The 25,523-nt window shown below is 64.7% G+C and carries 25 protein-coding genes; 18 read left to right on the top strand and 7 right to left on the bottom strand.

Annotation, left to right across the window (positions count from 1 at the left end; genetic code table 11):
• From ACE3TY_RS14105 to ACE3TY_RS14095, 3 genes are all read right to left on the bottom strand, one after another.
• Positions 1–312, bottom strand: a complete 312-nt coding sequence (locus ACE3TY_RS14105; RefSeq protein ID WP_374653994.1) for a hypothetical protein — start codon at positions 310–312, stop codon at positions 1–3.
• 84 nt (positions 313–396) lie between these two features.
• Entirely contained in the window at positions 397–747 is a 351-nt protein-coding gene (locus ACE3TY_RS14100; protein WP_374653992.1) for a hypothetical protein, read from the bottom strand.
• Between the two features lie 92 nt (positions 748–839).
• On the bottom strand, positions 840–1,415 hold the full coding sequence (locus tag ACE3TY_RS14095; RefSeq protein ID WP_374653990.1) for a PAS domain-containing protein: 576 nt from the start codon (positions 1,413–1,415) through the stop codon (positions 840–842).
• A gap of 194 nt (positions 1,416–1,609) precedes the next feature.
• Here ACE3TY_RS14095 and ACE3TY_RS14090 point away from each other — a divergent pair, with 194 nt between their 5' ends.
• From ACE3TY_RS14090 to ACE3TY_RS14020, 15 genes are all read left to right on the top strand, one after another.
• The gene (locus ACE3TY_RS14090) at positions 1,610–1,744 is read left to right on the top strand and encodes a hypothetical protein (protein WP_374653988.1); all 135 of its coding nucleotides are present in this window, start codon (positions 1,610–1,612) and stop codon (positions 1,742–1,744) included.
• Positions 1,745–1,903: 159 nt separating this feature from the next.
• Positions 1,904–3,244 (top strand): TldD/PmbA family protein, encoded by a 1,341-nt coding sequence (locus ACE3TY_RS14085; RefSeq protein ID WP_374653986.1) that lies wholly within the window; start codon positions 1,904–1,906, stop codon positions 3,242–3,244.
• Between the two features lie 168 nt (positions 3,245–3,412).
• Complete coding sequence (ccmA, locus tag ACE3TY_RS14080; RefSeq protein WP_374653984.1) at positions 3,413–4,078, top strand: heme ABC exporter ATP-binding protein CcmA; 666 nt, start codon at positions 3,413–3,415, stop codon at positions 4,076–4,078.
• Positions 4,075–4,740 carry a heme exporter protein CcmB gene (gene ccmB, locus ACE3TY_RS14075; protein ID WP_374653982.1) on the top strand — a complete coding sequence of 222 codons (666 nt, stop codon included), beginning with the start codon at positions 4,075–4,077 and terminating at the stop codon, positions 4,738–4,740. Before ccmA ends, ccmB begins: the two co-directional genes overlap by 4 nt.
• Before the next feature lie 295 nt (positions 4,741–5,035).
• Complete coding sequence (locus tag ACE3TY_RS14070) at positions 5,036–5,764, top strand: OmpA family protein (protein ID WP_374653980.1); 729 nt, start codon at positions 5,036–5,038, stop codon at positions 5,762–5,764.
• Between the two features lie 268 nt (positions 5,765–6,032).
• Positions 6,033–6,788: a heme ABC transporter permease gene (locus ACE3TY_RS14065; protein ID WP_374653978.1), complete on the top strand. Its 756-nt coding sequence runs from the start codon at positions 6,033–6,035 to the stop codon at positions 6,786–6,788.
• The gene (ccmD, locus tag ACE3TY_RS14060) at positions 6,785–6,973 is read left to right on the top strand and encodes a heme exporter protein CcmD (RefSeq protein ID WP_374653976.1); all 189 of its coding nucleotides are present in this window, start codon (positions 6,785–6,787) and stop codon (positions 6,971–6,973) included. The genes ACE3TY_RS14065 and ccmD overlap by 4 nt, the downstream gene beginning before the upstream one ends.
• 3 nt (positions 6,974–6,976) lie before the next feature.
• Positions 6,977–7,456, top strand: a complete 480-nt coding sequence (gene ccmE, locus ACE3TY_RS14055) for a cytochrome c maturation protein CcmE (RefSeq protein ID WP_374653974.1) — start codon at positions 6,977–6,979, stop codon at positions 7,454–7,456.
• A complete protein-coding gene (locus ACE3TY_RS14050) occupies positions 7,453–9,432 on the top strand; it encodes a heme lyase CcmF/NrfE family subunit (RefSeq protein WP_374653972.1) in 1,980 nt (659 codons plus the stop codon). The genes ccmE and ACE3TY_RS14050 overlap by 4 nt, the downstream gene beginning before the upstream one ends.
• Positions 9,433–9,446: 14 nt before the next feature.
• Positions 9,447–9,980 (top strand): DsbE family thiol:disulfide interchange protein, encoded by a 534-nt coding sequence (locus tag ACE3TY_RS14045; RefSeq protein ID WP_374653970.1) that lies wholly within the window; start codon positions 9,447–9,449, stop codon positions 9,978–9,980.
• Positions 9,977–10,519: a cytochrome c-type biogenesis protein CcmH gene (locus tag ACE3TY_RS14040; protein WP_374653968.1), complete on the top strand. Its 543-nt coding sequence runs from the start codon at positions 9,977–9,979 to the stop codon at positions 10,517–10,519. Before ACE3TY_RS14045 ends, ACE3TY_RS14040 begins: the two co-directional genes overlap by 4 nt.
• Entirely contained in the window at positions 10,516–11,844 is a 1,329-nt protein-coding gene (gene ccmI / locus ACE3TY_RS14035; protein ID WP_374653966.1) for a c-type cytochrome biogenesis protein CcmI, read from the top strand. The genes ACE3TY_RS14040 and ccmI overlap by 4 nt, the downstream gene beginning before the upstream one ends.
• A 156-nt stretch (positions 11,845–12,000) precedes the next feature.
• Positions 12,001–14,946, top strand: coding sequence for a response regulator (locus tag ACE3TY_RS14030; protein ID WP_374653964.1), 2,946 nt, complete (start codon positions 12,001–12,003; stop codon positions 14,944–14,946).
• 79 nt (positions 14,947–15,025) lie between these two features.
• On the top strand, positions 15,026–15,796 hold the full coding sequence (gene cysQ / locus ACE3TY_RS14025; protein ID WP_374653962.1) for a 3'(2'),5'-bisphosphate nucleotidase CysQ: 771 nt from the start codon (positions 15,026–15,028) through the stop codon (positions 15,794–15,796).
• Entirely contained in the window at positions 15,793–16,758 is a 966-nt protein-coding gene (locus tag ACE3TY_RS14020; RefSeq protein WP_374653960.1) for an L-threonylcarbamoyladenylate synthase, read from the top strand. The genes cysQ and ACE3TY_RS14020 overlap by 4 nt, the downstream gene beginning before the upstream one ends.
• 68 nt (positions 16,759–16,826) lie before the next feature.
• Here ACE3TY_RS14020 and ACE3TY_RS14015 read toward each other — a convergent pair whose 3' ends face one another.
• Entirely contained in the window at positions 16,827–17,567 is a 741-nt protein-coding gene (locus ACE3TY_RS14015) for a TerC family protein (protein WP_374653958.1), read from the bottom strand.
• A 297-nt stretch (positions 17,568–17,864) separates the two neighbouring features.
• Between ACE3TY_RS14015 and ACE3TY_RS14010 the strand changes: the two genes are divergently transcribed.
• A complete protein-coding gene (locus ACE3TY_RS14010; protein ID WP_374653956.1) occupies positions 17,865–18,737 on the top strand; it encodes a DUF2189 domain-containing protein in 873 nt (290 codons plus the stop codon).
• Here the strand turns inward: ACE3TY_RS14010 and ACE3TY_RS14005 are convergent.
• Together ACE3TY_RS14005 and ACE3TY_RS14000 are read right to left on the bottom strand one after the other, a co-directional pair.
• The gene (locus tag ACE3TY_RS14005) at positions 18,721–20,442 is read right to left on the bottom strand and encodes a SulP family inorganic anion transporter (RefSeq protein WP_374653954.1); all 1,722 of its coding nucleotides are present in this window, start codon (positions 20,440–20,442) and stop codon (positions 18,721–18,723) included. The genes ACE3TY_RS14010 and ACE3TY_RS14005 overlap by 17 nt on opposite strands.
• Before the next feature lie 73 nt (positions 20,443–20,515).
• A complete protein-coding gene (locus tag ACE3TY_RS14000; protein ID WP_374653952.1) occupies positions 20,516–21,235 on the bottom strand; it encodes a helix-turn-helix transcriptional regulator in 720 nt (239 codons plus the stop codon).
• A 114-nt stretch (positions 21,236–21,349) separates the two neighbouring features.
• Between ACE3TY_RS14000 and ACE3TY_RS13995 the strand changes: the two genes are divergently transcribed.
• Both ACE3TY_RS13995 and uvrB read left to right on the top strand, forming a co-directional pair.
• Positions 21,350–22,096: a glutathione S-transferase family protein gene (locus tag ACE3TY_RS13995; protein WP_374653950.1), complete on the top strand. Its 747-nt coding sequence runs from the start codon at positions 21,350–21,352 to the stop codon at positions 22,094–22,096.
• 83 nt (positions 22,097–22,179) lie between these two features.
• Positions 22,180–24,366: an excinuclease ABC subunit UvrB gene (uvrB, locus tag ACE3TY_RS13990; protein WP_374653948.1), complete on the top strand. Its 2,187-nt coding sequence runs from the start codon at positions 22,180–22,182 to the stop codon at positions 24,364–24,366.
• Positions 24,367–24,379: 13 nt separating this feature from the next.
• Here uvrB and ACE3TY_RS13985 read toward each other — a convergent pair whose 3' ends face one another.
• Positions 24,380–25,522 carry an ABC transporter permease gene (locus tag ACE3TY_RS13985; protein ID WP_374653946.1) on the bottom strand — a complete coding sequence of 381 codons (1,143 nt, stop codon included), beginning with the start codon at positions 25,520–25,522 and terminating at the stop codon, positions 24,380–24,382.
• Between the last annotated feature and the right edge of the window lies 1 nt (position 25,523).

The following is a 25,523-nucleotide window of genomic DNA, read 5'->3' as shown; positions in this document are numbered from 1 at the left end:
CTATTCCTTGATCCCCAGTACATTGCCTGCCGCATCCACCACCACGTCATACTTGTCGCCATCCAGCAATGCGGTGCCGCGATAGAATATCGTGCCGTCGCGGGTAAGACCCGAGACCTGGTCATAGCCGGCATTGAGCACCCACAGCTTGGCTTCCAGTTCCGATACGGTGCCGAGATCGGCGCTTTCCGTCGTCGTCTGCCACGCGGCCGGCGCCGGCATTCCACCCTGCAGCCCGCCATGTGCCGCGGCGGTCGGAAGGGCGGCGAGTCCAAAAAGCAAGGCGGCGGTCACATAAGTCAATCGCATCATGCACCTCCCTTATGCTGGGTGGAGTGGCATGACGGAGAAACAGCCGGCGACCGGAGCGGGTTCCGGCCATCGATATACCGGACTTCAATGTGAAATACGTTTTCGGGGCGGCTGGCTGATACCGGTCGACCCCTTGTCGAGCCCGGTCGAGCCGGGCGATTCCGTATTGCGCTGCAATCCCTCGCTGGGTAGCGGAGAGGTGCGCATCAGGCCTGGTTTCTCGCCGACATTCCGCTTCTGGTCGCGAGACGGCGGGCGCTGCTCGTTGCTGGGGCGATCGTTGGCCGACGGCGGCAGGTTGCGGCAATTGGCGTTCCCTTGGCCGCAACGCGTGGGGTCGCGCAGCTGACCGCTGTCGGCGGCAACCGGGATTGCCAGCGCCACCAGCAGCGGCAGTGCGATCGCACCATATGCAGGTGTGAGCTTCAGTCGCATCCGGCGGCCCTCTCCATCTTTTCTAAAGATGGCAATGCGCCACCCGTCAGGGCAGCACCATCACGAAAACGTGATCGTGGGGCGGCTGAGTTCTACGCCGGCCGCGCCAGGCGCAGGCGGCCGAATTCGGTGCCGGTCTTGGCGACATAATCTTCCAGCACCAGGCATTGCCTGACATCGTTCGCCTCATCGACCAGCGGGCAGATGACATATTCCACGTCGAGCGCCGATTGGTGGTTGAGCTGCGCGAAGGCCATGCCGATGCCGGGTTTCCGCGTCTCGCAGACCGAGCGGTAGGCATTGTGCAGATCGTCGGTGGCGCAGATGTCGAACGCGAGTTCGTCGAGAAACGTGCCGGTGAAATCGAGACCGGAGAAATGCGCCACCGCCGTACCGACCAACCGGTAATAGATGCGGAACGGGTCTTGGTGAATGTCGACGATCAGCACATAGGGCAATAGCGACTTGATGTCGGCGGGTTCGATATCGGCGCGCCGGGGCAGACCGTCTTCGCGCCGCGTCCGCCAGTAGCGATAGAGCGCCTCGGCACGCTGCGAACGGAAGGCCGGCCGCGCCGCGCCGACAAGATCGAAACGCGCGCGGTCGGGTTTCACAGAATCCGCAGCCCCAGCATTCTGGTCCGGTAAATCGACGCCTTGCTCCTGCACGCGCGCCTCCTTCGTTCCGGCACCGGCCAACGGTCTTGCAACCGATGTGGAACAGAACATTTGACCGACAACACCGCCAAGTGTGGGGCGTCAAACCTTAACGGGTGGTAAATCCTGGCGTAAATACCACTCATCGGCGCGCAACCGCGCCGGTTTCGGGCATTTCAACCAGCAAAGCGACGATTCGCCGGACGATGGCCGACAGGATCATCGGCATGACGACGATCGCGCGCGCGGGCCGACAGTCTCCTGAAATTCATGACAGCCAATCCCTCGCCATCGGCTGGATGTCGGCGGTCAGCGCCAAGGCGAAGAAGCCGCGCGTATGACGCAGCCCTCTTCGCGACGGGTGGCGATCTCCAACGGGCGGGTTCCAAACGGCCAAGGCTTGTCTTTTGCAGCGCTTTGTCTCAGCTTGCGGAACCTCGCGGCGGGAACCATCTATGGGGCCCGCCCGACGACATCCCCTCCGACTTGCGAAAGCCAGCATGACCAGCACCGACCAGCTTGCCCTTCTCGATACCGTTCTTGCCAAAGCGAAATCGGCCGGCGCCGATGCGGCCGATGCCGTGATCGGCAGCAGCATCTCGCTCTCGGTCGGCGAAAGGCTTGGCGCCAAGGAGAAACTGGAACGGGCGGAAAGCCAGGATCTGGGCCTGCGCGTCTTCGTCGGCAAACGCCAGGCGATCGTTTCGACCAGCGATTTCACCAAGGCATCCGTGGAAGAACTGGCCGCCCGCGCCGTCGCCATGGCCAAAGCGGTGCCGGAAGACCCGTTCTGCGGCCTCGCCGAGCCCGGCCAGTTGGCCAAGGACTGGCCCAGGCTCGACCTCTGCGACACGGCCGAACCCAGCGAAGCGCTGCTCACGGAGCTGGTGCGCGCCGCCGAAGATGCCGCCCGCGGCGTCAAGGGTGTGACCAATTCCGAAGGTGCCGAGGCCGGCTATGGCCGATCCGACGTCGCCATCGCCGCCAGCAACGGCTTTGAGGGCGCCTATGCCAGCAGCCATTTCGGCCTTTCCGTCTCGGTCCTGGCCGGCGAAGGCACGGGCATGGAGCGCGACTACGATTACAGCTCGACCGTCTATCTCGCCGACCTCGACGATCCGGTGAGACTCGGCAAATCGGCCGGCGAGCGTGCCGTGCGGCGCCTCAATCCGCGCAAGGCCAAGACGGCGGTGGTGCCGATCATATTCGATCCGCGCATCAGCAATTCGATCGTCGGCCATCTGGTGGGCGCCATCAACGGCGCCGGCATCGCCCGCGGCACTTCGTTCCTGAAGGATCATCTGAACAAGGATGTCTTCGCCCCCGGCATCGATATCATCGACGATCCGCACCGCCAGCGCGGCCTGCGCTCGCGTCCTTTCGACGGCGAAGGCCTGCCGACGACCCAGGCGAAGCTGATCGACAATGGCCGCCTTACCATGTGGCTGCTCGATTGCCGGTCGGCACGACAGCTTGGCCTTGTTTCCAATGGCCACGCATCGCGCGGCACGTCGAGCCCGCCTTCGCCGTCACCCGCCAATGTGCATATGGCGGCGGGCAAAATCAGCCGCGAAAAGCTGATCGGCGAAATCAAACAAGGCCTCTATGTGACCGAGCTGATCGGGTCGGGTGTCAACGGCGTCACCGGCGATTACAGCCGCGGTGCCGCCGGCTTCTGGATCGAGAATGGCGTGCTTGCCTATCCCGTCTCGGAAGTGACCATCGCCGGCAATCTCAAGGACATGTTCAAGGCGATCACGCCGGCCGACGATCTGGTCTTCAAATACGGCACCAACGCGCCGACCCTGCGCATCGACGGCATGACCCTCGCAGGCGCTTAAAGGTGATATGATGCGCGCGGGGGAAGCGCGGATGCTATTTCGATTTGGGGTCTATATGAAATCGTCATCCCCGGGCTTGACCCGGGGATCAGCCGGCAACGGCTCGGCGGCGGGACTTGATCCCCGGGTCAAGCCCGGGGATGACGCATTTATTTAGGCGTGTACCCAGTGACCCTCAAATCTCCAGACCAATCCCTCACAGCCACCGGCCTTGCCTGCCGGCGTGCCGAGCGGATGCTGTTCAGCGCGCTCAATTTCACCCTGGCCCCGGGGCAAGCGCTGATGCTGCGCGGCCCCAATGGCAGCGGCAAATCCAGCTTGCTGCGGCTGCTGGCCGGATTGCTGCCAGCCGCCGAAGGCACACTTCTCTGGCGCGGGCGCGAGGTCAGCGACGATCGCGCCGCCTATCGCGCCGATCTTGCCTATCTCGGCCATCTCGACGCGCTGAAGGGCCAGTTGCTGGTGCGCGAGAATCTGCAATTCTGGGCCGATCTCATCGGCGCCACCGTGCCGGTCGAAAATGCGCTGGCAAAAGTGGGCTTAAGCCCCTGCGCCGATTTTCCGGCGCAACATCTTTCGGCCGGGCAGCGGCGGCGATTCGGCCTGGCGCGCCTGCTCCTGAAGCCCGTGCCGATCTGGCTGCTCGACGAACCGAGCACCGCGCTCGATGCCAATGGACAGAAGCTGGTGCTCGACCTCATCTCGCGCCATCAGGCGGCGGGGGGCGTCGCCGTCATTTCCAGCCATGACGATCTGGCCGTCGCGCAGGCGACGACCCTGGTTCTCGGCAGTCCGGCCCGGTATGCGGACGCCGGGGTGGGGGCTGGAGAATGACCGCATTTTTCGCCCTTCTACGCCGCGATTTGCGTCTTGGTTTCCGTCAAGGAATCGATGCGCTGGTGGTGGTGCTGTTCTTCCTGGCCGCGGGCGCCCTTTTCCCCTTCGCCTTGGGCCCGGAGCCGGCCTTGCTGGCCCGGATCGCGGCCGGCATCGTCATGACGATGGCGGCACTCGCCTCGCTTCTGTCCCTGGACCGGCTGTTCAGCGCGGATTACGAGGATGGCAGCCTGGACGGACTGGCCTTGTCGCCCTTGTCCCTGGAACTGGTGGCACTTGCCAAGGTCGCCACCCATTGGCTGATGACAGGTCTGCCCCTGCTGGCCGCAGCACCGCTCCTTGGCCTGCTCCTCAATTTGCCTGACGGGCTTTATCCCATGCTGATGCTGGCGCTGGTCGCCGTGACGCCGGCTTTATCCTTGCTGGGCGGGCTTGGCGCCGCCCTCACCCTGGGTGCCCGGCGCGGCGGGCTGCTGCTGGCTTTCCTGATTCTTCCGCTATTTATTCCCATCCTGATTCTCGGCATGGGGTCGGTCGGGGCCGTCGCCGCCGGCCGCAGCCCCAGAGGTGCCATGGAGCTGCTGCTGGCGCTCGATCTGGGCCTGCTTGCCCTGGTGCCCTGGGCCATGGGCATGGCGCTCAGGCAGGTTCTGAAGTGAGAAACAAAACGCCTGACCGGGCAGCTCCGAACCGTGTGATGCAGGGCACAGGATTGCGTTCCCTTTGAACCGGAACAAGCCACAAACGACCAACCCATCGAATGATCCAGTCTGTGGCATCCATGCAACAGACTGGGGGCATTTTGACACAGGTCGCGTAAACGTCCCGAATCAACATGGATTCCCTAAGTTGAATCGGCTTATGCTTAATCATCCGGCATGTGAAATGTCGGGCGGTTGCGATCCGCTGTCATCGCACACCTCTTCACGTGAACGTCCCAGGGGGTTTTAAACCATGAACCGTTATTTCAAACTCGCGTTGCTGGGTTCGGCTTTGTTGGCCGTGACTGCATGCGCCGCGCCGAACCGCGAGCCGGATCTGTCGAACATTCAGGCGAATGTCGACAAGACCTACGAAGGCGACTTCGGTGAGCTGCTCTACAACCTCAACCAAGCTGGCGACAAGGCCCGCACGGCTGAGGAAATCAAGGCAAGCATCGATGCCGATGCGCCCTATCTTTACACCAACCTGCCGCTGCGCCAGGAAGGCGTGAAGCTCGCGGAAGAAGCCGCCGAGCATCGCGCCAAGGCCGAAGCCGCTCTGAACCGCTTCCTCGACCCGATCCGCGCGCGTCTTGCGTATCTCGAGTCGCTGCACGTCCCGCAGGATGTCGGCCCGCAGAAGACCTCGGTCTACTTCGACACCGGTAGCGCCAAGATCCGCGAGAGCGAAGCCGCCGCGATGACCGATGCCGGCAACTTCCTCAGCCAGTACCCGATCGCCCACGTCCAGATCGATGCCTACACCGACACCGTCGGTTCGACCAACGCGAACGCCGCCCTGGCGAAGCGTCGTGCGAAGGCTGTCATGGACGCCATGTCCGATGCCGGCGTGCCGCTCGCGGCCGACGTCTCGGTCAAGGCTGTCGGCGAAGCCGAGGGTCCGGACAACACCGAGAGCCAGGAAAACCGTCGCGTCGATATCATCGTCCAGCCGCATGGTACCTTTAACAAGGGCATGTAAGCGGACGCAGGATCCGACCGGCCGATTTTCGGTCTTTCGTTGAAGCGTTAAACCAAGGGCGCCAGTCACAAGCTGGCGCCCTTGGCGTTTGCGGGGGACGTTTCCAGAAAGCCATCGCCCCTTTTCTGCAGCGGCGGGCCTTTACGCAATCGCCGCAGACGCCCCTTCTAATCTCCCGCCTAAGGCCGGGAGGAATAAGGGCTTTCCCCTATTCCCTGCTTCACACTGCCACTGGCACGATTGTGGCCGGCCTTGTATAACCGCCGCCATGCATCGCTTCGCCAATCCCGGCCGCTTTCTGCGCTTGGCCAATCGGATCCAGCCTTGGCTTAAAGCCTTGACTTTGCTGGGTTTTGCGCTTGGCCTCTATTTTTCCCTGTGGGGTTCCCCGCCGGATTACCAGCAAGGGGAGACCGTCCGGATCATGTATGTGCATGTCCCGGCGGCCTGGATGGCCCTTTTCATTTATCTGATGCTGGGGCTGGCCAGCGCCTCCTCGCTGATCTGGCGCCATCCGCTGGCGGATGTGGCAGCCGAGGCGATGTCGCCGATCGGCGCCGCCTTCACCCTCCTCGCGCTCGTTACCGGCTCGCTCTGGGGCAAGCCGATGTGGGGGACATATTGGGTCTGGGATGCGCGCCTGACATCCTTCCTGCTGCTCTTCTTCCTTTACCTGGGTCACATGGCGCTGCTCGGTGCCTTCGACGACAGGAGCCGCGGCCAGCGCTCGGCGGCGGTGCTGGCCCTGGTCGGCCTCATCAACCTGCCGGTCATCAAATTCTCGGTCGATTGGTGGAACACGCTGCACCAGCCGGCCTCGGTCGTGCGCATGGGCGGGATCAGCATCGATGCCTCCATGCAATGGCCGCTTTTCACCATGGTGGTCGCCTTTCATGTCTTCATGCTGGCGGCAACGATCGAGCGCATGCGCACGCTTCTCATGGAGGCCAGGCTGCGCAACCAGCGCCTGATGGCGTTCGACCGGCTGCAAATGGGTACGCGTGAAATGGGTGCCGGCAAATGACCGATTTCGGCAGCTTCCTTGCGATGGGCGGCTATGCTGCCTATGTCTGGCCGGCCTATGGGGCCGCCATCGTCATCCTGGCTGCGATCTGGTTCGACGGACAACGCCGCCGCCGCGCCGTGGAACGCGCACTGGCAACGCTTGAACAGGCAGCCCTCGAAGCCGCCCGCAGGAACGAACCCTAAGATATGAAGCGCAAGACGCTGCGACTCTATCTCGTCCTCATCAGCCTCGCCCTGCTCGGCATCGCGACGGCGCTGGTCTTGAATGCCTTCGACCGCGAACTGGTCTTTTTCTTCAGCCCCAGCGAGATCGCCGCTGAAAAGCCGGCGGCCGGGCGGGTCATCCGTCTCGGCGGCCTTGTCGAGACCGGCAGCGTCCGCAAGCTGGATGACGGCGCCACGGTGAGCTTCCGCGTCACCGACCTCAAGGCCGCGACCGAGATCGCCTATCGCGGCGTGCTGCCGGATCTGTTCCGCGAGGGGCAAGGCGTCGTCGTCGAAGGCGCCTTCAACGACAGCGGCAATTTCGTCGCCACCCAGGTCCTGGCCAAGCATGACGAGAATTATCTGCCGCCCGAAGTGGCCAAGGCCCTGAAGGAATCCGGCCGCTGGCAGGAAGGTGCGGGGACCGAGGGAAGCCCGGCGACGACAGGAGCCGGCCAGTGATTACCGAGATCGGCCATTTTGCGCTCGTCCTCGCCCTGGTCCTTGCCTTCGCGCAGGCGACCCTGCCGCTCATCGGCGCACAAGCCGGCATCCGCGCCTGGATGGCGCTGGCCAAGCCCGCGGCACTCGGCCAGTTCGCCTTTCTGCTGATCTCCTTCGCCGCCCTCGTCCACGCTTTCGTGGTCAGCGATTTTTCGGTCGAGGTGGTCTATCTGCATTCGCACTCGCAGACGCCGCTCATCTACAAGATCGCAGCGGCCTGGGGCCAGCATGAAGGCTCGCTGCTGCTCTGGGTTGTGATCCTCAGCTTTTTCGGCGCGCTGGTGGCGCTCTTTGGCGACAATCTGCCGCCACGCCTCAAGGCACGGGCACTGGCCGTCCAGGCCATGATCGGCGTCGCCTTCATTCTCTTCACCCTGTTCACGTCCAATCCCTTCGCGCGCCTCAATCCGGCGCCGTTCGAGGGGCAGGAGCTCAATCCGCTGCTGCAGGATCCGGGCCTCGCCTTCCATCCGCCGATGCTCTATGTCGGCTATGTCGGCTTTTCGATGGCCTTCTCCTTTGCCGTGGCGGCTCTTATCGAAGGCAAGATCGACGCCGCCTGGGCGCGCTGGGTACGGCCCTGGACATTGCTCTCCTGGACCTGCCTTACCGCCGGCATCGCGCTGGGCGCGCGCTGGGCCTATTACGAGCTGGGCTGGGGCGGCTGGTGGTTCTGGGATCCGGTCGAAAACGCCAGCTTCATGCCGTGGCTGATGGGGACGGCGCTTCTTCATTCGGCCATCGTCGTCGAGAAGCGCGATGCCTTGAAGGCCTGGACGCTGCTGCTGGCCATCCTCACCTTCGGCTTCTCGCTGCTGGGCACCTTCCTGGTGCGTTCGGGCGTCATCACCTCGGTCCACGCTTTCGCGCAGGATCCGGCGCGCGGCCTCTTCATCCTCGGCATCCTGGGGCTTGCCCTTGGCGGCTCGCTCACCCTCTTTGCCTGGCGGGCCCCAACCTTGAAGGCCGGCGGGCTGTTCGCGCCGGTGAGCCGCGAGGGCGCCTTGATGCTCAACAATCTGCTGCTGGCCACGGCGACCGCCACTGTATTGCTCGGCACGCTCTACCCGCTGGCGCTCGATATCCTGGGCGGCGGCTCGGTATCGGTGGGCACGCCATATTACACCGCGACCTTCATTCCGCTGGTGATGCCGCTCATCGCCCTTACCGCTATCGGCCCGATGCTGGGCTGGAAGCGCGGCGACATCAAAGGGGCACTCCAGCGCCTGACGGGCGCCGGGATCGTCGCCGTCGCGGCGCTCGGCATCGCACTTTGGATCGATTTCGGCCGCCAGGCGGTGGCGGCGGTGGGCATCGGGCTTGGCGCCTGGCTATTTGCCGGCACGCTCATCGAATGGGCCGAGCGCATCAAACTGTTCCGCATCGGCCTTGGCGGCAGCTTCCGGCGCGCCTGGCACCTGCCGCGCGCCGCCTACGGAATGAGCCTGGCGCATGCGGGGCTCGCCATCGCCATCGTCGGCATTACCGCGGCCAGCGCCTGGAAGGCCGAGGAAGTGCGCCAGATGCAGCCGGGGGACAGCATCACGGTGGGCGACTTCACCTACCGTCTTGAAAGCGTGGGGCCAGAGCGCGGCGAGAATTACATCGCCGAACGGGCGCACTTCCAGGTGCTGAAGGACGGTCGGCCCTATACCGACCTCTACCCCGAGCGGCGCCAGTACATGGTGCAGCCGATGCCCACGACCGAGGCTGCCATCCAGTCGCATCTTTACGGCGATCTCTATGCCGTCATCGGCGAGAGCGATGGAAAAGGCGCCTGGACGGTCCGCATCTATCAGGAGCCGCTGGTGCCGTGGATCTGGACCGGCAGCCTGCTGATGGTGCTGGGCGGCATCGTCTCCATCAGCGACCGGCGCTACCGCGTCGGCGCCCCGAACCGTGCGCCGGTGGCGCAGCCGGCCGCCGCCGAGTAAGGGAAATTCCAGCCATGCGCCGCCTTTTCTACATCCTGCCCGTCCTGGTCCTGGGCGCTCTCCTGGCATTGTTCTGGCGCGGCCTCGACCCCGCGCGCGATCCCGCCGCTTTGCCCTCCGCCATGATCGGAAAGCCGGCAGCCGCAATCGAGCTGCAAGGCCTGGGATCCAGGACCGGCGTCGCCACCAAGGATTTCAAGGGCGAAATCACGCTGCTCAACTTCTTTGCCTCCTGGTGCGCACCGTGCCGGGCCGAGCATCCCCTGATCAAGGAACTCGCCGCCTTGCCGGGTGTGCGCGTCATCGGCATCGCCTTCAAGGACCGGCCGGCGGATTCGGAAAAGTACCTCGCGGAACTCGGCGATCCCTACCGGGCGATCGGCGTCGATGCCGACGGCCGCGCCGGCATGGAATTCGGCCTGACCGGAGTCCCCGAAACCTACGTCATCGACCGCGACGGCATTATCCGCTATCGCCTCGCACAGCCGCTCGATCCCAGCCGATTGGAAGGCGAGTTGAAACCGCTGCTCAAGGAATTGACGCGGTGAAGCTGCGCCGCGGCCTCATCCTTCTTCTGCTGGCACTCGGCAGCGCCGCATTCATGGCGGCGGCACCGATGCCCGCCATGGCGCAGACGCAGGTAGCCGACGTGCCGCTGCCCGATGCGAACCTGGAAGCCCGCGCGCGCAGGCTGATGAAGGACGTGCGCTGCGTTGTCTGCCAGGCGCAATCGATCGACGAATCGGATGCCGGCATCGCCGGCGACATGCGCCGCCTGATCCGCGAGGAGATCGCCGCCGGCAGGAGCGATGACGAGATCCGCCAGTATCTCGCCGATCGCTATGGCGATTTCGTGCTGTTCAAGCCGCCCTTCAAGACAACGACCGCCTTGCTCTGGGCGGGGCCCTTCCTGCTGCTGGGCTTTGGCGGCCTTGTCATCTTCCTGTTCTTCCGGCACCGCACGCCGCCAACCGAGGCCGGCTTGAGCGCCGAGGATTTGCGCCGGGTGGCGGCGGCCCTCGATGCCGAAGGCTTGCCAGAACAGGAGGATGGCGCCACAACCACCCGACCCGGGAGTGGCGCATGATTCTGGTCTGGCTGGTCTTTGCTGCGATGACATTGGCGACGGCCGTGCTGCTGGCGTTGCCGCTCTTCTACACCCGCAAGGTGAAGAACGAGGCGGTCTTCGCCCTCGCCGTCTATCGCGACCAGATGCTGGAACTGGGTCGCGACGCGGAAGCGGGGCTCATCGCTCCCGAGCAGGCCAAGCTCGCACAGACCGAGATCGAACGCCGCGTGCTGGCCCTGACCAACGGCCCGCAATGGCAGCCGGGCCGTGCGCCGTCGCACGGCCTGCTGATCACCGCCGCCGTCGCCTTGCCGCTGCTGGGCTTCGGCCTCTATCTGCTGCTGGGCGCCCCGGAACTGCCGGCCCAGCCCTTCGTCGCCCAGACCGCCGAACCTTCGGCCGTCAGCGCCGAACTCGCCGCCCTGGAGGCCGATGTCGCCGCACGGCCCACCGCCGCCAAGGCATGGATCGCGCTGGCCGCCGGCTACGATGCCGCCGGCCGCGCCCAGGATGCGGCCACGGCCTATGGCAAGGCGGTGGCGCTGGGTGCCGAGGATGCCGCCACGCTTGCCGCCTTCGGCCAGGCGCAGCTCATCGCCAATCGCGGCGAACTGAATGACGCGGCCGCAGCCACGTTCCGTCGGGCGCTGGCCGTCGATCCCAGCAATCCGACCGCGCGTTTCTTCCTGGCGCTGGGTCGGGCGCAGGCGGGCGATGTCGAAGGCGCGCTCACCGATTGGATGGCGCTGGAAAAGGACACGCCGCTGGATGCACCCTGGCGCACGACATTGGAGACGCATATCGCCAAGGCCGCCGAACGGCTCGGCAAGCCGATGAGCGACGGCGCGGCCGGCCCCAGTGCGGCCGATATCGCCGCCGCGGAAGCGATGACGCCCGAGCAGCGCGAAGCCTTCGTCAACGGCATGGTCGGACGCCTGGCTGAAAAGCTCAAAGCCGACCCCGACGACCTCGACGGCTGGATCCGTCTGGCCCGCGCCTACCAGGTCCTGCAGCGCAGCGACGATGCGCGCGCCGCCTGGGCGAAAGCCGCGGCCCTGGCCCCGGCCCGGCTCGACGTCCAGCTCGACTATGCCGATGCGATCATCGCCGGCCGTTCGGACCTCGACCGCTACCTGCCGCCGGAATTCGTCGAAACGGTCGGCCGCGTGCGCACGCTCGACCCCAAGAATCCGCTGGGCCTCTATTATGGCGGCCTCGTCGCAAGGGTTGCCGGCGACACCGCCGAGGCGCGCAAATTGTGGACCGAGGTGCTGGAACTGCTGCCGCCGGACGCGCCGCAGCGGGCCGAATTGCGCAAGGAACTGGATTCCCTGTTGCCGTGACAATTCGGGAGCGTTCCTCCCCAGGCCGCCCAGGCTTGCCATTACTCTGACAATTACCGCGCGATTTCAGCGAGTTATCAGCTATAGCCCAGAATCTTATTTAACTATTGCTTCACCATCTTCGGCAAAAATAGGCTGACCTGGATCGAGGCACCATTGAAGCGAACGACCACAGCGCGCAAGGCGGGTTCGAAAGTCCAAGGCCTTGCCGGCCATGGCATCGCCTTCGCGCGCGGCCGTGCCTGGGCCTGGAGCGTCGCCGTCAGCCTGATCGGCATTTTCTTCTGCCTCTATGTCGCGATGCTGCTGCACCAGCAGTCGGAAGACGCCGCCCTGCAGCGCTTCAACTATCTGATCGAGCGCTTCGAAAAGCGCCTCAGCGACCGTTTCTCGTCCTTCAACCTCGTCGTCAACATGGGCATGGGCATGGCGACGCTGACCGACTACATCACGCGGCGCGACTGGCAGCGTTTCGTCTCGGGCCTCAACTGGCGCGAAATGTCGGGCGGCATCGGCCTCAACTATGTCGAACGCGTCAGGCGCATCGATCTCGATCGCTATCTCACGCGCGCCGCGGCACTCAACGGCGAGTCCCTCAAGATCCGCTCATTCAGCAATAAACCCTATGACGAGCTCTATATCGTCCGCCTCTCCGAATCGATGATCAAGGATCAGACGGTCATCGGCGTGGACATGGGCAGCGAGCCCACGCGCCGCCGCGTGCTCGACTGGGCCATGCTCAATGGCGGCGTGACGCTTTCCGGCATTCTGCCGATCATCATCAACAAGCAGAGCCAGCCCGGGCTGCTGATGATCACGCCGGTCTATACGCGCGATTCGGCGCCGGCCAGCTATCTGGAGCGGCGCGAGAATCTGAAAGGCTGGGTGATCATGCCGATCGCCGTCGGCACGGCCATCGAAGGCGCCCTGCTCGATATCGGCAGCGAGCTGGACGTGACTTTCTATCTTGGCGCCAACATCGATTCCGACCGCCTCGTCTATGACAGCCGCCGCGTCCGCGCCGATCCGGCGGAGCCGCGGCAGCCGCGAGACCGCAATACCTATCGCCGCGCCCATACCATGATCTTCTCCGGCCAAAGCTTCAGCCTGGAATATCGCGCGCATTCCTCGCTGACGCCGCCGGGCGCCAAGACGGTGCCGCTTCTCGTCATGCTGGGCGGGTCGGTCATTTCGATCCTGCTCGGAGCGGGACTGTGGTTCATGGTGGCGGCGCGCTACCGGGCCGAGGCCCTGGCCCGATCGATGACCAGCGATCTGCGCAGCGCCAAGGAAGTGGCGGAACAAGCCTCGATCGCCAAGACGCAGTTCCTGGCCATGATGAGCCATGAGATCCGCACACCGATGAACGGCGTGCTCGGCATGGCGGGCCTCCTTGCCGACACCTCGCTCGACCAGCGCCAGCGCCACTATGTCGATGTGCTGCAGCAATCGGGCGAAGCCTTGCTCGCCATCATCAACGACATCCTCGACTTCGCCAAGGCCGAGACCGGCAAGCTGGAAATCGAGCATATCGACTTCGACATCGGCACCGAGATCGATTCCGTGCTGGAACTGGTGGTGAGCCGTGCCCACGCCAAGGGCATCGAGCTTGCCTGTTTCATCGCCCCCGACGTACCGGTGAAACTCAACGGCGATCCCGGTCGCCTGCGCCAGATCCTCCTCAATCTGCTGAGCAACGCCGTCAAGTTCACCGAGGTGGGCGGTGTCAGCCTGATCGTGGAAACGGCCGATCGATCGGCCGGCGACACGAAGCTGCGTTTCGCCGTGCGCGATACCGGCATCGGCATTCCGCTGGAAGCGCAGAACCGCCTGTTCCATCACTTCAGCCAGGTCGACGCCTCGACCACGCGCCGCTTTGGTGGTACCGGCCTGGGCCTTGCCATCTGCAAGCAGCTTGTCGATTTGATGCATGGGACGATCGGCGTCGATTCCCGCACCGGCGTTCTGGGCGGCTCGACCTTCTGGTTCACGGCCTGGTTCGGCCCGTTGCAGGGCAAGGCCGCGGCCAGCACGGTCCAACCGGACCAGGCAGCCATCACCGCCGCCTTCAAAGGGCGGCAGATCCTGATCGTCGACGACAACCCCATCAACCGCGAGATCTTCGAGCGTTATGTCGCCAGCATCGGTGCCACCGCGATCACCGCCAGCGAGCCTGAGATCGTACTCGACGAATTGCGCGACCAGCCGCCCAGGGAGCCGATCGCACTCGCCATCGTCGACCAGGTCATGCCGACCATGTCCGGCGTCGATTTCGTCCGTCGCCTGCGCGCCTTGCCCATGCTGAAGGTCGAAAATGTCGTCCTTTCCTCCTCTGCCCTGTTCATCGACCAGCACGAGGTCCATGAAGGGATCGACGCGCAATTGCCCAAGCCCGTGCGCCGGTCGAGTTTCCTGGCCTGCATGATGGCGCTCATCGATGGATCGCGGCATGCCGCGGCGCGGCGCGGCCATGGCAGCGACGGGCCCGCCGTCTTTGCCGATGGCGGCGCCTTGCGCATCCTGCTGGCCGAGGACAATCAGGTGAACCAGATGCTGGTGACGGCGATCCTGGCGCGGGCCGGCGCCCGGGCCGATATCGCCGGCAACGGCCTGGAAGCGATCGAAGCGATGCGCAGCCGCGCCTATGACGTGGTCCTGATGGATATGCGCATGCCGGACCTCGACGGATTGGAGGCCACGCGGCGCATCCGCGAACTGGGCGGCGCCCCCTCGCGGGTGCCGATCATCGCGCTCACCGCCAACGCCACGCAGGACGATCGCCGCCGCTGCCTCGAGGCCGGCATGAACGATTTCATGGCCAAGCCGATCGATGCCAACGACCTCATTCAGAAGATTTCGCTTCACGCCAAAGCCAAGCTGATCGAGGGCGCGCAAGCGCGCAGGACGGCGGCCGAGCATGAAGCAACGCCGGCCATGGCTCCCTTGTCCATGGAACAGCAGGATGCCCTGGCAAGTCTGCTCTCCTCGCTGGAATCGGCCACGGCCAATGACCCGGCGCCGCCGCTCCCCGGCGCGGCCAACACGACGCCGCTCCCCGGCGCGGCCACCACGGCGCCGCCACGGCCTTCCAGCACGCGCTGACCGATCGACCGGCATGGCGTTTTGGCCGCAAACAGGCTAGGAAAGCGCGCCGAACGCTCAATAATCCCGCCGCGAGACCATGTCCAAAGACCAGATTCCTTTACGCGACAAACTGATCGCCGCCGCCTACGAGGCCGGTGCCGCGATCATGCGGGTCTATGCCGGCGATTTCGCATCCAGCCGCAAGGCCGACAAATCCCCAGTGACCGAGGCGGACGTCGCGGCCGAAAAGCTGATCTTGGCGGCCCTTCGCCAGGGCGCGCCGGAGATCCCCGTCATCGCCGAGGAACAGGCCGCGGCGGAAGGGTTGCCGGCGACGGCGGCCCAGCGCTTCTTCCTGGTCGATCCGCTGGACGGCACCAAGGAATTCATCGCCCGCAACGGCGAATTCACCGTCAACATCGCCCTTATCGAGGCCGGCGTGCCGGTACTGGGTGTGGTCTTTGTGCCGGCACTGGACGAGATGTATGCCGGCTGCAACGGCCTGGCCGTCCGCCGCCATGCGGGCACGCAAGCCGCCATTGCCGCACGGACGCTGCCCGCCGCCGGGGCCACCATGACCATCAGCCGCTCGCATGCGGCCAGGGAACTGGTGAAGGTCGAGGAACTGGGCGAACATGTCGCCGATACCGTCGTCGCCGGCTCGTCGCTGAAATTCTGTCGTATCGCGGAAGGAATGGCCGACCTCTATCCGCGTTTCGGCCCGACCATGGAATGGGATACGGCGGCCGGCCATGCCGTGCTGCTGGCTGCCGGCGGATCCGTGGCGACACTCGACGGCGTGCCGCTTGCCTATGGCAAGCCCGGCTTCCGCAACCCGCATTTCATCGCCCGCGGACGACGGTCATGATTTCGAAGATCGTCCCGGCCGACCTCAAGCATATTGCCGAGGCCGCCAAGGCGATCCAGCGCGGCGAACTGGTGAGCTTCCCGACAGAGACCGTTTATGGCCTTGGCGGCGATGCCACCGACGACCGTGCGGTGGCGGCGATCTACGCCGCCAAGGGACGGCCTACATTCAACCCGCTGATCGTTCATGTTGGCAGCCTCCCGGCCGCAGCGGAGCTGGGCGAGTTTTCATCCGATGGCGTGAAACTCGCGCGGAAATTCTGGCCCGGCCCCTTGACCCTTGTGGTGCCGCGCCGAAAGCAATGTCCGCTTTCACTGCTGGTCAGCGCCGGGCTCGACAGCGTGGCCCTGCGCGTGCCGGCTCATCCCATCGCGCAGGCTTTGCTGGCGATCGGAAATCGTCCCCTGGCGGGACCCAGTGCCAATCCGTCGGGCCGGATCAGCCCCACCACGGCGCAGCATGTCGAGGAGGGCTTGGGCGACAAGGTCGCCATGATCCTCGATGGCGGCCCCTGCCAGATCGGCGTTGAGTCCACCGTCGTCAGCCTGCTGGACGGGAAGCCGGCCCTGCTGCGCCCGGGCGGCATCACGGTGCGGGAGATCGAAGCCGAACTTGGCCGCGCCATCGAGATCGCGCCGTCCGTGGGCGATGCCGAGACCGGGCTTCATGGACCGGGGCGCCTGCTCAGCCACTATGCGCCGGAACGGCCCGTGCGACTGAACGCGGAGGACGCACGCGAAGGCGAAGCGCTGCTTGCTTTCGGACCGAACGTGCCGCCGGCCAGGATCATGCTGAATCTAAGCGCCGCCGGGAACCTCAACGAGGCGGCGGCCAATCTCTTCGCCATGTTGCGGGCCCTCGACCGGCGGGACGTGACGGGAATAGCCGTGATGCCGATCCCGGCCGAGGGGCTGGGAATCGCGATCAACGATCGCCTGATGCGGGCGGCGGCGCCAAGATAGCGCCGGTTTTCCTTGCGTCGCCGCCGGGCGTCGCGACCGTTTCGCGAACTTGACCGCCGCCCCGCCACCTACGCCTTCGCGCGCGCCTTCTTCTTCCTTGCCCACATGTTGAGGAACTCCACCAGCGCCGAGAAGGCGATGGCGAAGTAGAGATAGGCTTTCGGGATGTGGAAATGCAGCCCTTCGCCGAGCAGCGCCACGCCGATGAGGAGCAGGAAGGAGAGGCACAGCATCTTCACGGTCGGATGCTCGTCGACGAAATTGCCGACCGGGCCGGCGGCAAGAATCATGACGATCATCGCCGCGATGACGGCGGCCACCATGACCGAGAGATGATCGGCCATGCCCACGGCGGTGATGACGCTGTCCAGCGAAAAGACGATGTCGAGGATGGCGATCTGCGCGATCGCGGCCGCCAGGCTCATATACTTGCCCACCTTCCCGACTCCCTCGGCACCTTCGATATGGTGATGGATTTCCGTGGTCGCCTTGGCGAGCAGGAACAGGCCGCCGCCCAGCAGAATGACGTCGCGCCAGGAAAGGTCGTAGACATTCTCCGGCCCGAACCAGTCGATGGTCCAGATGGGCGTGGTGAGTCCGGCGACCCAGGCGATGGAAGCCAGCAGCAAAAGACGCGTGCCCAGCGCCAGGAGCAGGCCGATGCGGCGGGCCAGCATCTGTTTCGCGGGCGCACAGCGGCTGGCAACGATCTGGACGAAGAGCAGATTGTCGATACCGAGCACGATCTCCAGCGCGGCGAGGGTCAGGAAGCTCAAGATCACGTTGGGATCGGTCAGCAGCTCGATCATGGGCGTATTGCGTCCTCAAATCGTTGGATTATTTATCAATTCCCCCGGCGGCAATCCCGCCGAACCAGCCGGGGACGTGCGCGCGACAAGAGGCGAGAAATAGGGAGCGTCCCCGAAAAGTCAATACTTGTGGCATGTTAGGAGACATGGCCGGCGGATCGGCGTATGCTTTCGATGTTGCATACGCGTGTCGCTTATCGAGCCTGGGTCGCGGTTCGCCCTCATGTCCGGCGCTCAGCCGGTTCACGCCATGACGCGGGACCGTCCCTCGCCCGAAATATCCGAGGAGGCACATTTATGGCTACAACGATCCGCAATCCCCTGGAATGGGGCTGGGACCAGATTCGGCACGGCGCCGAGGCGATCGAGACGCTGAGCCAGTCCGCCAATCGCCCGCATGAGGATGCCCTCACCGTGCCGCATGTGCGGCAGATCGAGATCGGCGATTTCCGTGAAATATTCCAGCGCGCCTGGAGCGATTTCGGCGCCTATCGCACCGATGTCTTCTTCCTCGTCGTCATCTATCCGATCATCGGCATCGTCATGGCCCGTATGGTTTTCGGCTATGACATGCTGCCGCTGCTCTTTCCGATGATTTCCGGCTTCGCGCTGATCGGCCCCTTTGCCGGCCTTGGCCTCTACGAGATGAGCCGGCAGCGCGAACTGGGCGTCAAGGCAAGCTGGCGCAACGCGTTCACGGTGCTCTATTCCCCAGCCATCGGCAGCATCGTGCTGCTGGGCCTCATTCTCTGCGCCGTCTTCGTGATGTGGATGGCGACGGCCTGGGCACTCTACACCGCCATCATGGGCCCGGAGCAGCCGCTCAATCTGGGCGCCTTCCTCTATGACGTTCTCATGACGGAGGCCGGCTGGACCTTGATCGCGGTCGGCTGCGGCACTGGCTTCCTCTTTGCCTGCCTGGCTCTGGCGATAAGTGTCGTGTCCTTCCCGCTGCTGCTCGACCGCGATGTGGGGCTCGGCACCGCGATCCGCACATCCTTCCGCGCGGTGGCGATGAACCCGGTGCCGATGGCGGCCTGGGGAATCGTCGTGGCAGGTGCCCTGGTCCTGGGGTCGCTGCCCTTCCTGGCCGGCCTTATCGTGGTGATGCCGCTGCTCGGTCACGCGACCTGGCATCTCTACCGCAAGGTGGTCAGGCCGCGGCTTTAGTCTCGGCGGCCTTGATCTCGGCCCGTGCCGCATTGAGCGCGTGCGTGAGGTCGGCGGCGAAGCGGACCATCGGCCGCTTGACGCCGAAGGATTTCAACGTGCGCCGCACCGACGTGTCGGCGGCGGCGATGAAGATGTTGGCACCGCGCCGGTGTGCCTTGGTGAGATAGGCCTCGAGCGTGGCCGCGGCGGTCGAATCGAGGATTGGCACGGCCGCGAAATCGACGATCACCGCCTTCGGGTGCGCGCCGATGCGGTCGAGGGCGGCTCCCACGCTGGCCGCCGCGCCGAAGAAGAAGGCGCCCGAAATCCGGCAGATGACGATGTCGCGGTCCATGCCTTCGGCCGGCTGATAGCGCTCGCGCGCGCCGTTGGCATCGTCGGCCTGGTCTTCGGCAAAGAGCGGATGGGCTGCGGTCTCGACCGCCACCGCCTGCGACATGCGATGGAGCATCAGGAGAGCGCTGAGGCAGAAGCCGGTGAGAATGCCGTCGATGAGATCGCTGAAGATGGTGACGAGAAAGGTCGCCATCAGCACCAATGCGTCGGCGCGCGAGGCGCGCAGCAGCGCCGTGAAGGCATGCTTTTCCGCCATGTTCCAGGCGACCGTCGCCAGCACACCGGCCAGGGCCGCCAGGGGAATGTAGGAGGCGAGCGGCGCCGCCACCAGCATGAAGAGCAGCAGGAACGCAGCATGCAGCATGCCGGAAACGGGCCCGCGGGCACCGGCCCGCACATTGGTGGCCGTGCGCGCGATGGTGCCGGTGACGCATATCCCGCCGAAGAGCGAGGCCGCGATGTTGGCGATGCCTTGCGCCACCAGTTCGCAATTCGACCGGTGGCGGCGGCCGGTCATGCTGTCCGCGACGACCGCGGAGAGCAGGCTTTCAATGGAACCCAGAAGAGCGAAGGAGAGCGCCGCCGGCAGCATTTCGACGATGCGGTCGTAGGTGATGGGCGGCAGCGAGGGCAGCGGCAGTACATTGGGAATGCCGCCGAAGCGCGTGCCGATCGTTTCCACCGGCAAGCCCAGCAGGGCAGCGCCGACGGAGGCCACCGTCACCGCGATGAGCAGGCCCGGCCAGCTTGGCCGATAGCGGCGGAAGCCGACGATCAGCACGATGGTGACGAGGGCCAGGGCGAAGGCCGCCGCGTTGAAGCTCTGCAGCGCTCCGGCCAGGGCCGGAACCTTGTGGATCAGTTCGCCGGGCTCGCCGCCGGCTAGGGTCAGGCCGAGCAAATCCTTGATCTGGCTGGCGAAGATGATGACCGCGATGCCGGCGGTGAAGCCGATCGTCACGGGGTAGGGGATATATTTGACGAAGGTGCCAAGGCGCAGCAGGCCGGTTGCCAGCAGGATGATGCCGGACATCAGCACCGCCAGTACCAGCCCGTCGACACCGTGGACCGCGACGGTCGCCGCCACCAGCACGATGAAGGCGCCGGCGGGACCGCCGATCTGGAAGCGGCTGCCACCCAGCGCGGAGATAAAAAAACCGCCGATGATGGCGGTATAGAGGCCGCGGTCCGGCGTGACGCCTGAGGCCACGGCGATGGCCATGGACAGCGGCAGAGCCACGATGGCGACCGTGAGCCCAGCAATGGCATCGGCCCGGAAATCGCCCAGCCGATACCCCTCGCGCAGCACAGTCATCAGTTTCGGGGTGAACAGGTCAACGAAACTGGGCTTATGCGCTGTGTTCACGGTGGGCTTTCTCTCATTTTGCAGGGCTGAACTGTAACTACACTTAGTTAGTGTTGAAGTCTTGTGTCAAGCTTCATCCTGCCGCACCCGTCTGGCGGTCCGTCGGTGCCGGCCGGTCCCGCACGGTCTTGCGCCATTTGGCACGCAGGACGGCGGGGCGTTCCGGCACGCGGTCCTCCAGCATCGTGACACCGTGGATGCGGTCGGTACGGAAATGGCGGAAATCCTGCCTGAGTTCGCACCAGGCAATCAACATGCGCACGGTTTCCATGTAGCCGATGGTGATCGGCCAGACACAGCGCTGGGTCGGCCGGTTCTGTTCGTCGCGATAGTCCAGCATCAGCTTCCGGCCGCCATGAATGGCGGCGCGGATGCCGGCCACGTCCACCCGGTCCTCGGGCAGGGGCTTGCCCGGCGGGGTGAGGCTGGCCGGTTCCAGCACAATGGGCCGCAGGCGCTCCGGCACGGCGGCGGCGATCTTGGCGATAAGATCCTCGGCGGCCCGCGCCAGGCCCTTGTCGCCGCGCAGCTGGACCAGCTGCGCGCCCAGGACCGCCGCCTCCAGCTCGTCGGCGGTCAGCATCAGGGGCGGCAGGTCATAGCCGCCTTCCAGCACATAACCCACCCCCGCCTCGCCCCGGATCGGCACGCGCTGGGCCATCAGGGTGGCGATATCGCGATAGATCGAGCGCTTGGAAGTCTCAAGCTCCATGGCGATGGCGTCGGCGGTCAGCGGCTTCCGGTGCCGGCGCAGGATCTGGATGATCTGAAACAGCCGGTCGGCGCGGCGCATGGACTCTTCCTCGTTCGTTCTCTCGCTGCTGACACTAGGCTGGCAGCAGGGTGGCAGTAAAGGTTGGGCATCGCCAAAGAGAAATCCCTGCTGAGAAAATGAGAGGATCCATCCATGACCAAATCAGTCCCTGCCAGCCCGATCGTCCTTTATTCCTTCGGCCCGGGGTTCGATCTGCCCGAGGTGAGCCCCTATTGCCTGAAAACCGAAGTCCAGCTGAAGATGGCGGGGCTTCCCTATGAAAAGGACTTCACCGGCTTTCACGCGGCACCCAAGGGCAAGCTGCCCTACATCAAGGATGGTGCCGCAATCGTGCCGGATTCGACCTTCATCCGGCAACATCTCGAATGGTCCTATGGCGTCGATTTCGATGCCGGCTATTCCGTCGAACAGCGGGCCCTGGCCTGGGCGGTCGAGCGCATGCTGGAAGATCATCTGGGCTGGGCCATGACCAAGTACCGCTGGCTCGATCCGGTCAATTTCGCCAAGGGCCCGGCGCATTTCTTCGACGATGCGCCGGAAGCGATCCGCGAGAAGCTGCGCAACGACACCCTGGCCGAAGTGAAGCAGCGGCTGCATGGGCATGGGATCGGCCGGCACGGGGATGACGACATCCTCTTCCTCGGCACGCGCTCGCTTTATTCCTTCTCGCAGCTGCTGGGCGACAAGCCCTATCTGCTGGGCGAGACATCTTGCGGCGCCGACGCCACCGCCTTCGGCATGCTGGCCAGCATCATGACGCCGTTTTTCGACTCCGACCTCCGGAAGGCGGCGGAATCCTGCGCCAACCTCAAACCCTATGTGGACCGGATGATGAAGCGCTTTTATCCGGATTTCGCCGACGCCCGCCAGGCGGCGTGACGTCGGGTTGAACGCGCGGGGTGGAGATCATATCTCTACCCCGCCTTCCCCTTTCGTTCTATAAAGCGCCTATGAAACCGTTGATGCCAGACCCCGTCATCGAGGAACGTCCGATCCGCGCCACGGAACAGCTGCCGGGCAGGCCGTTCAAGCTCGTTTCCGACTACCGCCCGGCCGGCGACCAGCCGCAGGCGATCGCGGAGCTGATCGAGGGCGTCAACGCGCATGAACGCGACCAGGTGCTGCTTGGCGTCACCGGCTCAGGCAAAACCTTCACCATCGCCCATGTCATCCAGGCGGTGCAGCGCCCGGCCTTGGTGCTGGCGCCCAACAAGACGCTGGCCGCCCAGCTTTATGGCGAGATGAAGAGCTTCTTCCCGGAAAACGCGGTCGAATACTTCGTCAGCTACTACGATTACTACCAGCCCGAGGCCTATGTGCCGCGGACCGACACCTATATCGAAAAGGAAAGCTCGCTCAACGAGCAGATCGACCGCATGCGCCATTCGGCGACGCGCGCCCTGTTCGAGCGGCGCGATGTCATCATCGTGGCGTCGGTTTCCTGCATCTACGGCATCGGCGCGCCGGAAACCTATTCGACCATGACCATCACGCTGAAGCCCGGCGACATCGTCGATTTCAACACGCTGGTAAGGAAGCTCATCGAGCTCCAATACAAGCGCAACGAGACCGCCTTCTTCCGCGGCACCTTTCGTATCAAGGGCGATGTGCTGGAACTGTTTCCGGCCCATTTGGAGGACCGCGCCTGGCGCCTGTCGCTGTTCGGCGACGAGATCGAGACCATTGTCGAATTCGATCCGCTGACCGGTCAGAAGACGGCGGAATTGCCCGAGATCAAGATCTTCGCCAACAGCCATTACGTGACACCCAAGCCAACCTTGCAGCAGGCGGTAAAACTGATCCGCGAGGAGCTGAAGGACCGGTTGAAGGATTTGAACGATCAAAACAAGCTTCTCGAGGCGCAAAGGCTGGAGCAGCGCGTCAATTTCGACATGGAGATGATCGAGGCCACGGGCGTCTGCGCCGGCATCGAGAACTATTCGCGCTATCTCACCGGCCGCAAGCCCGGCGAGCCGCCGCCCACCTTATTCGAATATCTGCCGAGCGATGCGTTGCTGGTGGCCGATGAAAGCCATGTCTCGATCCCGCAGATCGGCGGCATGTTCAAGGGCGACTGGCACCGGAAATCGACGCTGGCGGAATATGGCTTCCGCCTGCCCTCCTGCATGGACAATCGGCCGCTGAAATTCGAGGAGTGGGAGCAGATGCGCCCGCAGACGATCTCGGTTTCGGCAACACCCGGCAGCTGGGAGCTGAAGCAGACCGGCGGCGTCTTCGTCGAACAGGTCATCCGCCCGACCGGCCTCATCGATCCGGTCTGCATCGTGCGCCCGACCGAGACCCAGGTCGACGACGTGGTGGCCGAATGCAAGGAGGCCGCCAGGAAAAGCCAGCGCGTGCTCATCACCACGCTGACCAAGCGCATGGCGGAGGATCTGACCGAATATCTGCACGAGGCCGGCGTGCGGGTGCGCTATATCCATTCCGATGTCGAAACGCTGGAGCGCATCGAGATCATCCGCGACCTGCGCCTCGGCGCCTTCGACGTGCTGGTCGGCATCAATCTGCTGCGTGAAGGGCTCGACATTCCCGAATGCGCCCTGGTCTGCATCCTCGACGCCGACAAGGAAGGCTTCCTGCGTTCGCGCACCAGCCTGGTCCAGACCATCGGCCGCGCCGCGCGCAATCTCGACGGCCGCGTGCTGCTCTATGCCGACCGGATGACCGACAGCCTCGACTATGCGCTGGCCGAGACCAACCGGCGCCGCGAGAAGCAGCAGGCCTATAACGCCGCCAACGGCATCACGCCGGAATCGGTCAGGAAGAATATCGGCGACATCATGCAATCGGTCTACGAATCCGATCACGTGACGGTCGATACCGGTGTGCTGGGTGACAAGCATCTGCTCGGCCACAATCTCAAGGCGACCTTGGCGGAGCTTGAGAAGAAGATGCGCGAGGCGGCGGGCAATCTGGAATTCGAGGAAGCCGCCCGCTTCCGCGACGAGATCAAGCGCCTGGAAGCGATCGACCTTGAAATCCCGACCACGCTGGGCGGTGCAAAAGGCGGCCTCGATGCCGCCGGCAAGCCCCTGCCTGCCAGCGGTGAAGGGCGTCCGCGCGCCCGCTCCAGCGCCGGCCGTCCTGGCGTGGCCCCCCGCTTCAAGGACAGGAAGAACCGGCGCTAGATGGAAACACCCCTCAGCTCTGCCTGGCCAGCATGGCGCGGAAGCGGTGCAGGGCCAGCGCCAGGAACACGCCTCCCTGCCCGGCCATCAGCGCCATTTGCGGCCAGATGATGTCGGCACCGGCGCCGCGATAGAGCACGGCCTGCGAGGCCCCGACGAAATGCGTCGAGGGCAGCGCCTTCATCACCACCTGGAAGAATTCCGGCATGGATTCAAGCGGCGTGGTGGCGCCGGAGAGCAGATTCATCACCACGAAGACCGGGATCGCCATCATGGCGAATTGCGGCATCGAATTGGCGACCGTAGCCAGCAGCACCCCCAGCGCCGTCGTTGCGAACAGGTAGATCGCCGTGGCTCCCAGAAAGAGCGGTATCGACCCCAGGATCGGCACGCCCAGCAGCAGTTGCACCACATAGTGCAGCGACAGGCCGACGGCAATGAGAATGACGAGGCCGTTGGCCCAGATCTTCGCCACGGCAATCTCGCTGGCCGTCACCGGCATGACCAGCAGATGCTCGATGGTGCCGCGCTCGCGTTCGCGGATGACGGCGGCACCTACCAGGATGATGGAAAGGATCGTCACATTCTCCACGACCTGCATGACCGACATGAACCAGGTGGAATCGAGATTGGGATTGAAATAGGCGCGGATCACGACTTCGACCGGCACCAGAGAGACCGTATCGCTCTGTTCCAGAAAGGCGGTGATCTCGCGATCTACGATATTGCTGATATAGGTTGTGCCCACGCCGGCCTGAGTCATGGCCGTGGCGTCCACGGCAAGGCCGATCGTCGGCTCGCGCCCCGCGGCGAGGTCCGATTCCAGGCCCGGCGGCAGATCGAGGGCGAAAGTGAAGAGACCGCGGTCGAGGCCTGCATCGACCGCGCCGCGATCGATCAGTTGAGGTTCGAGGAAGTAGGGCGGTTGCAATGCCTCGACGATCCGGCGCGAGAGTTGCGAACCGTCGCCATCGACCACGGCGATCGCCGCGTTGCGAACCTCGGTGCGCACGCCATGCGCCACGGAATAGATGGAGAAAGTGAAGGAGAATATCATCAACCCCAGCAAAACGGGGTCGCGCGCCAGCGACATCATCTCCTTGAGGCCCAGGCGATAGACGTTGACGAACCAGCGTGAAGAAGACGGTGTCGCCATG

The organism is Dongia sp. (assembly GCF_041918875.1).
Lineage (GTDB): Bacteria > Pseudomonadota > Alphaproteobacteria > Dongiales > Dongiaceae > Dongia.
Note: the sequence above shows the minus strand (reverse complement) of the source record. Positions and strands in the feature narration are given on the sequence as shown.